This window comes from Actinoplanes cyaneus (assembly GCF_016862095.1).
Taxonomy (GTDB): domain Bacteria; phylum Actinomycetota; class Actinomycetes; order Mycobacteriales; family Micromonosporaceae; genus Actinoplanes; species Actinoplanes cyaneus.
Genome location: NZ_BOMH01000017.1, coordinates 253,816 through 266,579 on the forward strand (window position 1 = coordinate 253,816; position 12,764 = coordinate 266,579).

The window sequence follows — 12,764 nt, forward strand, 5'->3', positions numbered from 1 at the left end:
TGGCGACGCCCCGCTGCCTCGCCCCGGCGCCCGGGGAGAGGCCCCCGAAACTGCAGCCGACTGGAGGTTCAGGCGGTTTTGCAGGGGTATCCCGGCATGGAGGGCCGCGCGCCGGACGCTGAGACGAGGCGTGCGCCGAGTGCTATCGGATACGGAGGCTGCCCGTGACTCCACTGGCGGCAAAGGACAGGCAGGACGAGGTGCAGCGGCGAGGCCGTGGGCTCGGCTGGATGAGTCTCGGCCTGGGAGTGGCACAGCTGGCGGCGCCGGACACGGTGCGCCGGATCAGCGGTGTGGACGACTCGGCGACCTCGCGGGCGGTGGTCCCGCTGGTCGGGGTCCGGGAGCTGGTTCACGCGGCCGGGCTCCTGACGAGCCGGCGGAAAAGCGCCTGGGCGTGGACCCGGGTCGCCGGCGACGCGATGGACCTGACCGCGCTGGGGATTGCCCTGGCTCGCCGTGGCGGGAGTCGCCGGCGACGGCTTCTCGCGGTCACCGGTGCCATCGCCGCGATCACCGTGGTCGACCTGCTGACCGCCGTTCAAGCCACCCGGAAGAAGGACGTCGGCTCTGGGCCGGCACGCAAAGGAGGATCCATGGAATTGACAGCAACGACAACCATTCGCAAACCCACCTCGGAGGTGTACGCGTTCTGGCGCGACCTGGAGAACCTCCCGACGTTCATGGCGCATCTCGAACAGGTCCGCACCACCGGTGCCCGGACGAGCCGGTGGACCGCCGACGCCCCGTTCGGCAAGGACGTCGGGTGGGATGCGGAGATCACCGAGGAGGTGCCCGGCGAGAAGATCGCGTGGCGCTCGACCGGGAACGCCGACGTGCCCAACACCGGCAGCGTCCGCTTCGTGCCGGCCCCCGACGGAGTCAGCACCGAGGTGCACGTCGTCCTGGCGTACGACATCCCGGGCGGCACGATCGGCAAGGCCGTCGCGAAGTACTTCGGTGAGGAACCGCACCAGCAGCTCGACGACGACCTGCGCCGGCTCAAGCAGGTGCTGGAGACGGGCGAGGTGGTCCGCTCCGACGGCGCCCCGTGGGGCAAGCGGGCGCGCAAGGAGTTCCCGCAGCGCCCGGCACAGCCGCTGTCGGACGCCGAGCTCGCGAAGGGAGCGGACGCATGAGGGCGAACACCTGGGCGGGCCGTAACAAGGTCGAGGTCCGAGACGTGCCGGACCCGAAGATCCTGAACAAGCGCGACGCGATCGTACGGATCACCTCCACCGCGATCTGCGGCTCGGACCTGCACCTGGTCGACGGGTACGTGCCGACCATGCAGGACGGCGACGTCATGGGCCACGAGTTCATGGGCGAAGTGGTCGAGGTCGGCTCCGGGGTGGCCGCGGACAGGCTGCGGGTCGGGGACCGGGTCGTCGTGCCGTTCCCGATCGCCTGCGGCGCCTGCGCTGCCTGCGCCGCCGAGCTCTACTCCTGCTGCGAGAACACCAACCCCAACGCCGGGATCGCGGAGAAGATGTTCGGCCACCCGGTCGCCGGGATCTTCGGCTACTCGCACCTGACCGGCGGTTTCGCGGGCGGCCAGGCGCAGTACGCGCGGGTGCCGTTCGCCGATGTCGGCCCGCTCAAGATCGAATCCGATCTGACCGACGAGCAGGTGCTGTTCCTCTCCGACATCCTGCCCACCGGCTACATGGGCGCCGAGATGTGCGACATCCAGCCCAGCGACGTGGTGGCGGTCTGGGGCGCCGGGCCGGTCGGCCAGTTCGCCATGGACAGCGCCCGGGTGCTCGGCGCCGCGAAGGTCATCGCCATCGACAAGGAGCCGTACCGGCTGCGGATGGCGGAGGAGGCGGGCCACATCCCGGTCAACTTCGACGAGGTCGACGTACGCTCCCGGCTGCTCGAACTGACCGGTGGCCGCGGACCCGACAAGTGCATCGACGCGGTCGGCCTGGAAGCCACTCACGGCAGTGCCCACATCGCCGCGTACGACCGGATCAAGCAGGCCGTCCGGTCGGAGACCGAACGTCCGCACGCGTTGCGCCAGGCGATCCTGTCGTGCCGCAGCGGCGGCGTGGTCTCGGTCATCGGCGTGTACGGCGGCCTGCTGGACAAGTTCCCCGCCGGCGCCTGGATGAACCGGTCGCTGACCCTGCGCACCGGCCAGTGCCACGTGCAGCGCTACATGAAGCCGCTGCTGGAGCGCATCGAGCGCGGCGAGATCGATCCGACCCGGATCATCACCCACACCCTGCCGCTCGACGAGGCGGAGCGCGGCTTCGAGATATTCAAGAACAAGCAGGACAACTGCGAGAAGGTTGTCCTCAAACCGTGAGGGCCGCCCGCCTCGGGCCACCGCGCCGAGCGCGATGGCCCGAGGCGGCATCTGTCCGCCTGACCTACCGCGGCGGCATCACGCGTTCTTCTCGTCCGGCCGGCCGCCGGGCTCGGGATGATGGCCGTACGCCGCGGACCGTACCGTGTCCTCGTCCTCCAGGCCCGAGCCGATCGCGCCGCCGACGGTGGCCAGCGAGCTGATGATCCAGGCGAGTGTCAGGTAGTCGGTGAACCCGACCGGCCGGTGCAGCGTCTGCTCCAGGACGGAGGTGTCGATCAGGAGCGCCGCGGTGAGGACTGTTCCGGCGAAAAGCACCAGGTAGGACACCGTGGTGGCCAGGGCCAGGGTGAGGATCGTGCCGACGTTGAAGAGCCTGGCCAGCTCAGCCGGGGTCCGCTGGTCCGGCTTCTCCCAGAGGCCGTGCGCGACGATCAGCCACGCCACCAGCGCGGCCAGCCCGAGCAACATGATCACGGTGAGCCGGAGTCCGCCGAGCGCATCGCCCATCTGCCAGATGGTGCTCGTGGTGAGCGCGATCGCGGCCGTGCCGAACGCGCCGACCAGCAGTTTGGACAGGCCCAGCAGAGCGCGACCCGGGCGGTTCGCCCGCACCATGCCGGTCACCAGGCGCACTCGGCCGATCAGCCGCGAGGCGACATAGCGCAGTTCCCCGGCGTCGGCCACGCCGACCACACGGCAGATGGCGGGAACCCGGCTCGTCAGCTCGGCCGGTGCCCAGCCGACCGGCGGCACCCGCTCGTCGCGGGTGTCGGTGAGCAGCCGGCTCACGAGATCCGGGACGGCCGCGCGGACCGTCCGCAACTGGCGCAGTCCCAGCGCGGGCAGGGACACGATCGCGACTCGGCGCCGAGCGGAGACGTGCGCGATCAGCGGCACCCGCCCGGCGTGCAGCGGCAGGTCGGTCAAGCAGATCGCGACGTCCCACCGGGTGTCGGCGCGCCGGCGGGCGAGGTCGTCGAGCAGCGCCTCGGCGCCGCCGTCGCGGCGCGGCGCCACCTCACCCCACCCTTCCCGGACGGTCCACTTCACGTCGGCGTCAACCCGCTCGGCGAGCCGGCCGGCCAGCTCCGCGGCGAGCCGCGCGACCACCTGGGCCGGGTAGTCCGGTGGGGTCGCCACCAGTCCGACGACAATCTCCGGCCGCCGCGGATCACTGGGGGCCATCGGCGCTCCTCGCCGGTAGACGGACGACATCGCGTCACTGAGTACCCCGGCTCGGGCGCCACATGCCTGCCCGATCGCGGACGGGGCCGACCCGCCGCGGCCCATCACCGGCTCGGTATCGGCGCAGTTCCCGATACCGGTCCGTAGCGGTCCGCCGCGTGTCTGTAATGAAGATTCCGGCCCGGATCCGGGCCTGGAGGTAACTGCGACGAGGAGGTAGTCATGAGGGCAGTGGTCTATGAGGGACCCCGGCAGGTCAGCGTCAAGGAGGTGCCGGACGCCCGGATCGAGCGGCCGACCGACGTTCTGGTGCGGATCACGTCGGCCAACATCTGTGGCTCGGACCTGCACATGTACGAGGGGCGAACCGACTTCGAGACCGGCCGCTGGTTCGGGCACGAGAACCTGGGGCAGGTGGTCGAGATCGGCGCCGGGGTCGACAAGGTCCGGGTGGGCGACTGGGTCGTCCTGCCGTTCAACATCTCGTGCGGACATTGCAAGAACTGCGAGCGTCAGCTCACGAACTACTGCCTGACCGCTCAGCCCGAGCCGAACATGGCCGGCGCCGCATACGGCTTCGCCGACATGGGCCCGTACGGCGGCGGACAGGCCGAGCTGTTGCGCGTGCCCTGGGGTGACTTCAACTGCCTGCGACTGGGGGAGGACGCCGAGGAGCGCCAGACCGACTACGTGATGCTCGCCGACATCTTCCCGACCGGTTACCACGCCACCGAGATGGCCGGCGTGCAGCCCGGCGACCAGACGGTCATCTACGGCGCGGGCCCGGTCGGACTGATGGCGGCCCTCTCGGCGACCATCCGGGGGGCGAGCAAGGTGATGGTCGTCGACCGGCACCCCGACCGGCTGCGCCTGGCCGAGTCGATCGGGGCGATCGCCATCGACGACTCGAAGGTCGACCCGGTGCAGGCCGTTCTCGACGAGACGATGGGGCTGGGCGCGGACAACGGCTGCGAATGCGTCGGCTATCAGGCGCACGAGCCGGACGGTGAGGAGCGGGCGAACCTCACCATGAACCGGCTCGTCGCCTCGGTGCGCTTCACCGGGCGGATCGGCAACGTCGGCGTCTTCGTGCCCCAGGACCCCGGGGCCGGTGACGAGCTGGCGAAGCAGGGCAAGCTCGCCTTCGACTACGGCATGTTCTGGTTCAAGGGACAGCACATCGGCAGCGGGCAGGCGCCGGTCAAGAAGTACAACCGGCAGCTGCGGGACCTGGTCGCCGCGCGCAAGGCCGAGCCGTCCTTCATCGTCAGCCACGAGCTGCCCCTCGACAGTGCCCCGGACGCCTACGAGCACTTCGACAAGCGAGACGACGGCTGGACCAAGGTCGTTCTGCACCCGGCGATGGCGGGAGCGGGTGCCTGACATGACGGGAGTGCTGAACGGACGCCGGATCGCCATCCTCGCCGCCGACGGGGTCGAGCGGGTCGAACTGGAGCGGCCGCGGCAGGCATTGGAGGACGCCGGCGCCCGTACCGTCGTCGTCTCCATCACCGGCGACGAGATCCAGGCGCGCGACCACGATCTGGAGGAGGCCGGCACCTTCGCAGTGGACCAGCTGGTCAGCGCGGTGTCGATCGACGACTGTGAAGCGTTGCTCCTGCCCGGCGGGACGGTGAATCCGGACAAGTTGCGGATGGAGCCGGCCGCGGTCCGGTTCGTCCGGGATTTCGTCCGGTCGGGCAAGCCGGTCGCTTCCATCTGCCACGGCCCGTGGAACTTCGTCGAGGCCGACGTCGCGCGGGGCCGCAGGCTGACCTCGTGGCCGAGCGTGCGCACCGACCTGCGCAACGCCGGTGCGGAGGTGGTCGACGAGCCGGTCGTCACCGACGGCAACATCACGACGAGCCGGTCGCCCGACGACCTGCCGGCGTTCTGCGAGCGCATCGTGCAGGAGTTCGCCAAGGTCCCGCAGCCCGCCGGCGCCGCAGGCCGTGCGTGACCTCGCCGGTGATTGTTCGAGATCCGCGCCGGCCGACTCCGGTCCGCACGGGTCTGGACCGGCGGATGAGCCATCGCCAACCCACGGGGCGGTGCGCTTCGACATGGTGCGAGCTCAAGACGGCTCGCACCATCGCGATGCCGGCGCAGCTCGACCGCGACATCTCCGGCATCCACTCGACACCGCCGCGATCCGGTGCGCCAGGAAAGCATCTCCCACAAGTGATCTAGGTCACCTGCTGGTGTGCATCACAAGATGGCCCTGAACAGGACGACCAAGTTGGAGCGGGCGACGAGAATCGAACTCGCGTAATCAGTTTGGAAGACTGAGGCTCTACCATTGAGCTACGCCCGCGAGGCCCGGCGAACATCCCGGGTCTCGGGCACAGCTTACTGAATCATCTACCGTCCGCGCGAACCGGATTCCCCAGCAGGTGACTCCAGCGCACACACGGGTAAGCAGACCGCATACACTGGCCGACGCCACGGGGTGTGGCGCAGCTTGGTAGCGCACTCGCTTTGGGAGCGAGGGGCCGTGGGTTCAAATCCCGCCACCCCGACTGATCATCAACTACCCGCAGCAACAAGGAGTACGCCTGTGAAGAGCACCGTCGAGACTCTGAGCCCGACTCGGGTGAAGCTCGCCATCGAGGTGCCGTTCGAGGAGCTCAAGCCGAGCCTGCAGAAGGCGTACCGGGAGATCGGCGCGCAGGTTCAGGTGCCGGGCTTCCGAAAGGGCAAGATCCCAGCGGCGGTCATCGACCAGCGCGTCGGCCGTGGAGCGGTTCTCAACGAGGCCGTCCAGGAGGCGATCCCGCAGCAGATCCTGGCCGCGGTTCAGGAGCACGACGTCAAGACGCTCGGCCGCCCCGAGGTGGAGATCACCGAGTTCTCGGACAACGCGCCGCTGAAGTTCACGGCCGAGGTCGACGTCCGCCCCGAGATCGTGATCCCGGACCTGTCCGGCATCAGCGTGGAGGTCCCGGCTGTCGAGATCGGTGACAACGAGATCGACGAGCAGATCAACGGCCTGCGTGAGCGCTTCGCGACGCTGAAGACCGTCGAGCGTGCCGCTGCGGAGGGTGACTACGTCCAGCTGGACCTGAACGCCACCGTCGACGGCGAGGAGGTGCCGGGCGGCTCGGCCACCAACATCTCCCACGAGGTCGGCAGCAAGCAGCTGCTCCCGGGCCTGGACGAGGTGCTGGTCGGCCTCTCCGCCGGCGAGGAAGCGACCTTCACCACGCAGCTCGTCGGCGGCGACTTCGCCGGCCGTGACGCCGAGGTCAAGGTCGTCGTCCGCACGGTCAAGGACAAGCAGCTGCCCGAGATCGACGACGAGTTCGCCCAGCTGGCGAGCGAGTTCGACACTCTCGAGGAGCTGAAGGGGGACCTGCGCGAGCGGCTCGCCAAGGCGAAGAAGGTCGAGCAGATCTACGCCGCCCGTGACGAGGCTCTCAAGCAGCTCGTCGAGGCCGCCGACATCCCGGCGCCCGAGGGCGTCGTGAAGGAGGAGGTCGAGGGCCGTAAGCAGGCCATGACCGACCAGCTCGAGCGGATCGGCGCCACCCTTCAGGACTACCTGGCCTCCGAGGAGAAGACCGAGGAGCAGATCGACCAGGAGCTGGCCGAGGCGGCCCAGGAGGGCGTCCGGATCCAGCTGCTGCTCGACACCATCGCCGACGCGCAGGACGTGCAGGTCACCGACGACGAGTTCGGCCACGAAATCGTGCACCGGGCGCAGCGCGCCCAGATGCAGCCCCAGCAGTACTACGACCAGCTGGTCCGCTCGGGTGCCGCGGCGGCCGTCTTCGGCGACGTGCGCCGGGGCAAGGCTCTCGCCTCGGTGATGGAGCAGGTCACGATGAAGGACAGCGAGGGCAACACGCTCTCCCTGGACGACCTCCGCGCCGCCAGCGAGGACGAGCACGCCGGTCACAACCACTGATCAAGCAAGCGTCACCCGGCCACCGCGCACCGCTTCCGGTGCGCGGTGGCCGGTGTCATTTCCGAGGTACGTACGAGGGCCGGTGCGCTGTCAGCGAACACCCGCCTGAGCGGGAAGCTGATGCGCAATCGACCAGTTAGGTTGGTCGTACGACGGACAACCTGCCGGCCGGACCCTCGGCCGACACAGCAAGCTGTGAAGGGCTGCCATGACCGATCTCCACATCCCTGCCGGGCCGGTGTCGCGGCGCGGCGGCGACTCCTTGAGTGGCAACCTCGACGACTCGGTCTTCAACCGCCTGCTGCGTGAGCGGATCATCTTCCTCGGCAGCGAGGTGACCGATGCGGTCGCCAACCGTATCTGCGCGCAGCTCCTGCTGCTCTCCGCCGAGGACCCGGAGCGGGACATCCACCTGTGGATCAACTCGCCCGGCGGCTCTGTCTACTCGGGTATGGCCATCTACGACACGATGCAGTTCATCGACAACGACGTGTCGACCGTCGGCATGGGCATGGCTGCCTCGATGGGGCAGTTCCTGCTGTGCGCCGGGACGGCGGGCAAGCGTTACGCCCTGCCGCACGCGCGCATCATGATGCACCAGCCGTCCGGCGGCATGGGTGGCACCGCCGCCGACATCGCCATCCAGGCGGAGCAGATGCTGTACACCAAGCGCATGTTCCAGGAGCGGATCGCGTTCCACACGGGCCAGACCCAGGAGCAGATCGCCGCCGACTTCGACCGGGACCGCTGGTTCACGGCCGCCGAGGCGAAAGACTATGGCTTCATCGACAAGGTGATCACCGGGGCCGTCCAGGTTCCGGACGGCGCCGGAACGCTGAACTGAGGAGCTGAACCATGACCGACCTCTCTATGCCTCCCGGCTTCGCTCCGGTGCACAACCGCTACGTGCTGCCCTCGTTCTCCGAGCGCACCTCGTGGGGCATCAAGGAGTCGAACCCGTACAACAAGATGTTCGAGGACCGGATCATCTTCCTCGGCGTCCAGGTGGACGACGCGTCCGCGAACGACGTGATGGCCCAGCTGCTGACGCTGGAGAGCACCGACCCGGACCGCGACATCACGATGTACATCAACTCGCCCGGTGGCTCGTTCACCGCCATGACGGCGATCTACGACACCATGCAGTATGTGCGTCCCGACATCAGCACGGTATGCCTCGGCCAGGCGGCCAGCGCGGCCGCGGTGCTGCTGGCGGCGGGCACGCCGGGCAAGCGCATGGCGCTGCCGCACTCGCGGATCATCATCCACCAGCCGGCCACCGAGGGTGGTTACGGTCAGGGGTCGGACATCGAGATCCAGGCCCGCGAGATCATGCGGATGCGGACCCAGCTCGAGGAGATGCTGGCCCGGCACTCTGGCCAGTCGGTCGAGAAGGTCCGTAAGGACATCGACCGCGACAAGATCATGACCGCTGACGAGACCAAGGAGTACGGCCTGGTCGACACGGTTCTGGTCAGCCGGAAGAAGAGCCTGCAGTCCGTCGGCGCGAGCAGCTGAGACACTCGATGTCAGGGGCCGGAACGGTCGGACTAGACTGGCCGGTCCCTGACACGCCCGTTTTGGGGGGTCGGAGAACAGCCCCTTTGCGGGTAACGTCGAGCCAGCAGCCTCAGTTACGCGGGTCGGCAGACGATGAGATGGCAACGAGGCATTCCGTCCTCGTACACGGACCGGCCAGTGGTCAGTCGTTGAGCGCAAGGAGAACGTAGGTGGCACGGATCGGTGACGGCGGCGACCTACTCAAATGCTCCTTCTGTGGGAAGTCACAGAAGCAGGTCAAGAAGCTCATCGCGGGCCCTGGGGTCTACATCTGCGACGAGTGCATCGACCTCTGTAACGAGATCATCGAGGAGGAGCTGGCCGAGACCGGCGAGGTGAAGTGGGAAGAGCTTCCCAAGCCGATGGAGATCTGCCAGTTCCTGGACAACTACGTGGTCGGCCAGGAGCAGGCGAAGAAGGCGCTCGCCGTCGCGGTCTACAACCACTACAAGCGGATCCAGGCCGAGTCGAACGGCGCTCCCGGTGGGAGCAGCGACGTCGAGGTGGCCAAGTCCAACATCATGCTCATCGGCCCCACCGGCTGCGGCAAGACTCACCTGGCGCAGACCCTGGCCCGGATGCTGAACGTGCCGTTCGCCATCGCCGACGCCACGGCCCTGACCGAGGCCGGCTATGTCGGTGAGGATGTCGAGAACATTCTGCTCAAGCTGATCCAGGCGGCGGATTACGACGTCAAGCGCGCTGAGCAGGGCATCATCTACATCGACGAGGTCGACAAGATCGCCCGCAAGAGCGAGAACCCGTCGATCACGCGTGACGTCTCCGGTGAGGGCGTGCAGCAGGCCCTGCTGAAGATCCTCGAGGGCACGGTGGCGAACGTTCCGCCCCAGGGCGGCCGCAAGCACCCCCACCAGGAGTTCATCCAGATCGACACGACGAACGTGCTGTTCATCGTGGGCGGCGCGTTCGCGGGCCTGGAGCGCATCATCGAGCAGCGTGTCGGCCAGAGCGGCGTCGGCTTCGGCGCCCGGCTGCGCTCGATCTCGGAGAAGAACACCGACGACGTCTTCAGCAAGGTGATGCCGGAGGACATGCTGAAGTTCGGCCTGATCCCCGAGTTCATCGGCCGTCTCCCGGTGATCACCACGGTGCGTAACCTCGACCGTGAGGCTCTCATCAAGATCCTCACCGAGCCGCGGAACGCCTACGTCAAGCAGTACCAGCGGCTGTTCGAGCTCGACGGCGTCGAGCTGGAGTTCGACGAGGGCGCACTGGAAGCCATCGCCGACCAGGCCATGCTGCGGGGCACCGGTGCCCGTGGTCTCCGCGCGATCATGGAGGAAGTCCTCCAGAACGTGATGTTCGAGGTGCCCAGCAACCCCGACGCGGCCCGCGTGCTGATCACGCGTGAGGTCGTGGTGGAGAACGTGATCCCGACGATCGTCCCGCGCGAGTTCGTGGGTCGGCGCCGGCACGCCCGCGAGGAGAAATCGGCCTGAGCATGCCCCGCGATCTGGCGGACATTCTCACCGGCATCGAACGCGGCGACCGGCACGTGCCGGTCCCGTGGCTCGAAGTCGTCCCCCCACCGTCGCCCGACCGGGCGGCGGTGGTGTCGTTCCCGGGTCACGTCGTCGTCGCGGCCGACGTCGAGTCCGCCTGGGCGGAAAAGCTCGCCGGTGAGGACTTCGCCGCCCCCACCGGTCCGCGCTTCCTGACCGCGCTGGAGGACCGTTTCGGCCTTCACGCCGGGGCATTCGACGTCTCGCTCCTCGCGACCCCGCTCCCCGGCGACCCGCCGCTCCCGCTCACCCCGCTCGACGCGAGCGAGCATCCCCGGGCGTTGCGCGCCCACCGGTACCGCACCGACGTGCGGCTGTGGGAGTCCCAGCACGGGCTGCTGGTGGTCGGACGCGGGCTCGCCGGCCGCTGGGAGGTGGCCTTCGAGGTCGACCCGGCGGCGCAGGGGAGGGGACACGGCCGGCTGCTGGCCACCGCCGCCCGCCACCTGATCCCGGGCGACCGGCCGATCTGGGCCCAGTGCGCCCCGGGCAACTCCGCGAGCCTCCGCGTGCTGCTGGCGGCCGGCTTCCAGCCGGTCGGCTCCGAGGTCCTCCTGATGCCGGGCACTGCGGGCTGGTAATCGCCGCACCCGCAACACCTGGGTAGACCCCACCCTCCTCGGGGGGCGTGCCCAATGCCAGTGTGGCAAGCCCTCCCAAGATCGTGTGGACGGCCTGTGGACAACCCAGTGGTGTGGATGACAGCCAGGGCAGCGACGCGCGGCATGAGCAGCGCGTCAGCATGGACACGAGACGGTGCTCACGTCGTACCCTCGTATTCATGCGTGTCGCCGTCTGCCAGTTGAACTCGCGGGATGACCGCGCCCACAATCTCTCCGTCGCGAGATCGTTGCTCGAGCGCGCCGCCGCGGCCGGCGCCGAGTTCGCCGTCCTCCCGGAATATGTGGATTTCCTCGGCCGCGCGGCTGACGCGCCGAAGCCGGAAGGCCTCGACGGCGAGTTCGCCGCGTTTTTCGCCGCCGCGGCGCGCGAGCTCGGCATCTGGGTGCACGCCGGCTCGTTCCACGAGACCGGCCCCGAGGAGGGACGGACCTTCAACACCACGCTGTTGTTCCGGCCCGATGGCTCGCTCGCGGCGAGCTATCGCAAGATTCACCTGTACGACGTGGAGATCGCCGGCCGTGTCTCGTACCAGGAGTCGCGAACCGTGGCCCCGGGGGCCGAGAGCGTCGTCACCGAGGTCAACGGCGTGCCGACCGGTCTGAGCATCTGCTACGACCTGCGATTCCCGGAGCTCTACCGCCGGCTCGCGATCGCCGGCGCGAAGATCCTCGTCGTGCCGGCGGCGTTCATGCTCCACACCGGGCGCGACCACTGGGAGGTGCTCCTCCGCGCCCGCGCGATCGAGAACCAGTGCTTCGTCCTGGCTGCCGGGCAAATCGGAGATCACGACCCTGGGCGTACGTGTTTTGGACGCAGCATGATCATCGACCCGTGGGGGACGGTGCTTGCCCAGGCGCCGGACGCCGAGGGAATCGCGCTCGCAGAGCTGGACCTGAGCCGGCTGGCGACCATCCGCGAAGAGCTACCGAGCCTGGCGAACCGTCGACTCTGACCGGGTTGTATTCGGGGTCACAGACTCTGCAGCAGGTAGCTGACGACGGCCAGCCCGACCACCGCGGAGCCGAGAAGCAGGAGTGCACCGCCCATCCGGGACGGGCCGCGCAGGAGCAGCTTCCGGACCGAGACAGCCACGGTGACCAGCACAAGCAGGCCGATCACCACCTGCCAGAGGGGCACCAGCATGCCGAGGAACGCGTCGACCGCGAGCGTCTCGGATGCGTCCATGAGGCCACTCTGTCACGCTTTTCTGTCGCTGTGGGCCAGCGCGCCGCCAGGGACGGGCATGTTCGTCGATTTGCAGTTCGGGCGGGTGGTCAAGTAATTTCTTCTCTGCCCACGGGAAACCGGTACGGACGGCCACGAAAGTGACAATCCGGATCGCGACCCCGGGGGCGGTTGAAGCGAGCTACGCTTGACTTCAACACCGGGCGAAGCAGCAAAGATCCAGCCAGCTGGACTTGCGACTGCGACACCGACCGGGTAGAGTGATTCAGCCAGCAGGAGCCGGGCGGACGAATAGTAGGCCGGTCTGCATGAGCCACTTTCACTGATCATCCACTCCGGTGGTGATCACTGAGAAACCACTTGGGCGAGGCCAGCGAGATCCCCCGGATTTCGTCGAGCGAGAACGACCAGGTAAGCTTGAACGGTTGCCTCAAGAAAGAGTCTCCGGATGGGGATTCTGCCTTGA

General features: G+C 68.4%; 12 protein-coding genes and 2 tRNA genes. 11 read left to right on the plus strand and 3 right to left on the minus strand.

The genetic code is table 11. The features are described from left to right. Window positions 1–164 precede the first annotated feature (164 nt). Both Acy02nite_RS46450 and Acy02nite_RS12385 read left to right on the plus strand, forming a co-directional pair. Window positions 165–1,139, plus strand: coding sequence for an SRPBCC family protein (locus tag Acy02nite_RS46450; RefSeq protein ID WP_239174624.1), 975 nt, complete (start codon window positions 165–167; stop codon window positions 1,137–1,139). Beyond that, a complete protein-coding gene (locus Acy02nite_RS12385) occupies window positions 1,136–2,311 on the plus strand; it encodes a zinc-dependent alcohol dehydrogenase (protein WP_203740097.1) in 1,176 nt (391 codons plus the stop codon). The genes Acy02nite_RS46450 and Acy02nite_RS12385 overlap by 4 nt, the downstream gene beginning before the upstream one ends. Before the next feature lie 78 nt (window positions 2,312–2,389). On the opposite strand, the gene Acy02nite_RS12390 is transcribed toward Acy02nite_RS12385, so the two are convergent. Then, on the minus strand, window positions 2,390–3,499 hold the full coding sequence (locus Acy02nite_RS12390) for a hypothetical protein (RefSeq protein WP_203740098.1): 1,110 nt from the start codon (window positions 3,497–3,499) through the stop codon (window positions 2,390–2,392). Between the two features lie 222 nt (window positions 3,500–3,721). Here Acy02nite_RS12390 and Acy02nite_RS12395 point away from each other — a divergent pair, with 222 nt between their 5' ends. Together Acy02nite_RS12395 and Acy02nite_RS12400 are read left to right on the plus strand one after the other, a co-directional pair. Beyond that, window positions 3,722–4,882, plus strand: a complete 1,161-nt coding sequence (locus Acy02nite_RS12395; RefSeq protein WP_203740099.1) for a glutathione-independent formaldehyde dehydrogenase — start codon at window positions 3,722–3,724, stop codon at window positions 4,880–4,882. 1 nt (window position 4,883) lies between these two features. Beyond that, complete coding sequence (locus Acy02nite_RS12400; protein WP_203740100.1) at window positions 4,884–5,459, plus strand: type 1 glutamine amidotransferase domain-containing protein; 576 nt, start codon at window positions 4,884–4,886, stop codon at window positions 5,457–5,459. Window positions 5,460–5,739: 280 nt separating this feature from the next. Here the strand turns inward: Acy02nite_RS12400 and Acy02nite_RS12405 are convergent. Continuing rightward, window positions 5,740–5,813, minus strand: a tRNA-Gly gene (locus Acy02nite_RS12405). Window positions 5,814–5,944: 131 nt separating this feature from the next. Here Acy02nite_RS12405 and Acy02nite_RS12410 point away from each other — a divergent pair. From Acy02nite_RS12410 to Acy02nite_RS12440, 7 genes are all read left to right on the plus strand, one after another. Further along, window positions 5,945–6,018: transfer RNA gene (locus Acy02nite_RS12410), tRNA-Pro, on the plus strand. A gap of 38 nt (window positions 6,019–6,056) precedes the next feature. Beyond that, entirely contained in the window at window positions 6,057–7,406 is a 1,350-nt protein-coding gene (tig, locus tag Acy02nite_RS12415; RefSeq protein WP_203740101.1) for a trigger factor, read from the plus strand. A gap of 208 nt (window positions 7,407–7,614) precedes the next feature. Continuing rightward, window positions 7,615–8,250, plus strand: coding sequence for an ATP-dependent Clp protease proteolytic subunit (locus Acy02nite_RS12420; protein ID WP_203740102.1), 636 nt, complete (start codon window positions 7,615–7,617; stop codon window positions 8,248–8,250). 11 nt (window positions 8,251–8,261) lie between these two features. Beyond that, entirely contained in the window at window positions 8,262–8,924 is a 663-nt protein-coding gene (locus tag Acy02nite_RS12425; protein WP_203740103.1) for an ATP-dependent Clp protease proteolytic subunit, read from the plus strand. A 212-nt stretch (window positions 8,925–9,136) separates the two neighbouring features. Beyond that, a complete protein-coding gene (clpX, locus tag Acy02nite_RS12430; RefSeq protein WP_203740104.1) occupies window positions 9,137–10,426 on the plus strand; it encodes an ATP-dependent Clp protease ATP-binding subunit ClpX in 1,290 nt (429 codons plus the stop codon). 2 nt (window positions 10,427–10,428) lie between these two features. Next, the gene (locus Acy02nite_RS12435) at window positions 10,429–11,070 is read left to right on the plus strand and encodes a GNAT family N-acetyltransferase (RefSeq protein WP_239174626.1); all 642 of its coding nucleotides are present in this window, start codon (window positions 10,429–10,431) and stop codon (window positions 11,068–11,070) included. 200 nt (window positions 11,071–11,270) lie between these two features. After that, entirely contained in the window at window positions 11,271–12,065 is a 795-nt protein-coding gene (locus Acy02nite_RS12440; protein WP_203740105.1) for a carbon-nitrogen hydrolase family protein, read from the plus strand. A gap of 17 nt (window positions 12,066–12,082) precedes the next feature. Here the strand turns inward: Acy02nite_RS12440 and Acy02nite_RS12445 are convergent, their stop codons facing one another. Further along, on the minus strand, window positions 12,083–12,298 hold the full coding sequence (locus Acy02nite_RS12445) for a hypothetical protein (RefSeq protein WP_203740106.1): 216 nt from the start codon (window positions 12,296–12,298) through the stop codon (window positions 12,083–12,085). Between the last annotated feature and the right edge of the window lie 466 nt (window positions 12,299–12,764).

Bases quoted from the DNA above. Each gene is read 5' to 3' on its own strand.
- Acy02nite_RS12385 (WP_203740097.1), top strand. From the start codon at position 1,136: ATGAGGGCGAACACCTGGGCGGGCCGTAACAAGGTCGAGGTCCGAGAC.
- Acy02nite_RS12390 (WP_203740098.1), bottom strand. From the start codon at position 3,499: ATGGCCCCCAGTGATCCGCGGCGGCCGGAGATTGTCGTCGGACTGGTG.
- Acy02nite_RS12395 (WP_203740099.1), top strand. From the start codon at position 3,722: ATGAGGGCAGTGGTCTATGAGGGACCCCGGCAGGTCAGCGTCAAGGAG.
- Acy02nite_RS12400 (WP_203740100.1), top strand. From the start codon at position 4,884: ATGACGGGAGTGCTGAACGGACGCCGGATCGCCATCCTCGCCGCCGAC.
- Acy02nite_RS12420 (WP_203740102.1), top strand. From the start codon at position 7,615: ATGACCGATCTCCACATCCCTGCCGGGCCGGTGTCGCGGCGCGGCGGC.
- Acy02nite_RS12425 (WP_203740103.1), top strand. From the start codon at position 8,262: ATGACCGACCTCTCTATGCCTCCCGGCTTCGCTCCGGTGCACAACCGC.
- Acy02nite_RS12435 (WP_239174626.1), top strand. From the start codon at position 10,429: ATGCCCCGCGATCTGGCGGACATTCTCACCGGCATCGAACGCGGCGAC.
- Acy02nite_RS12440 (WP_203740105.1), top strand. From the start codon at position 11,271: ATGCGTGTCGCCGTCTGCCAGTTGAACTCGCGGGATGACCGCGCCCAC.
- Acy02nite_RS12445 (WP_203740106.1), bottom strand. From the start codon at position 12,298: ATGGACGCATCCGAGACGCTCGCGGTCGACGCGTTCCTCGGCATGCTG.